Source organism: Aeromonas rivipollensis, from assembly GCF_010974825.1.
Lineage (GTDB): Bacteria > Pseudomonadota > Gammaproteobacteria > Enterobacterales > Aeromonadaceae > Aeromonas > Aeromonas rivipollensis.
Window position 1 is genome coordinate 1 of the sequence record NZ_JAAILA010000056.1, and the last position, 720, is coordinate 720.

At 57.1% G+C, this 720-nt stretch carries 1 pseudogene; it reads right to left on the reverse strand.

Annotation, left to right across the window (positions count from 1 at the left end):
• Positions 1-636: pseudogene (locus G4923_RS21140) on the reverse strand (transposase family protein); the annotation flags it as partial.
• Positions 637-720 lie beyond the last annotated feature (84 nt).

A 720-nucleotide genomic window follows, 5' to 3' on the forward strand; every position in this document is an offset into this window, starting at 1 on the left:
GGCGGTGCTCGGCCAATATCTGAAACAACCTGTCCCGCCCCACCTTGAGCCCGCCATCATCCTGACCCTGAAGCAGATAATGCAGCTTGCGGGTGCCCACCCGCGGTTGGCGTAACCGTACCTGACGCACGAAGCGCACCACCTGCAGCCCCTGTGCATGGCGCAGGTCTGCAACCCGATTGCGCTTGTAGTAAGCCTGACGGCTTATCCCCAGAAACAGGCAAGCCCTGACGATGGTCAGCCTCTCGACTTGCCGCTGCGAGAGGACTTGCCGGGTCGCTTTTTTACGATGGAGACACCGTAGTCGTTCTTCAGCACATCGACGACGGCCTCAAAGAACTGGGCCTTCTGGCTCATCAGCGCCAGCTGCTGCTCGAGCTCCTTGATTCGCTGTTCGGGCGTCTGGTTGTCGGGGTCAGGCATGGTGATGCTCCTGCCGGCGCGCACAGAAGCCCCCTGGCTCCAATCTTGCCGACCATGTTTACGCAACCATACCAGAACGGTGGAGCGGCCCTGAATGCCATAACGAGTCTGCGCCTGTTTGTAGGTGAGCTCGCCTTTTTCAATCTGCTCGACCAGCGCCAGTTTAAAAGTCAGCGAGTAATCGCGCTGTGTTCGTTTCACACCTTGTCCCATCGGATTCTCAATTAATGTGGGCGAAAGGTGTAAACCATATTCAGGACGGGACAGGGTAAATAAAAAAGCCCTGAATAATCAGGG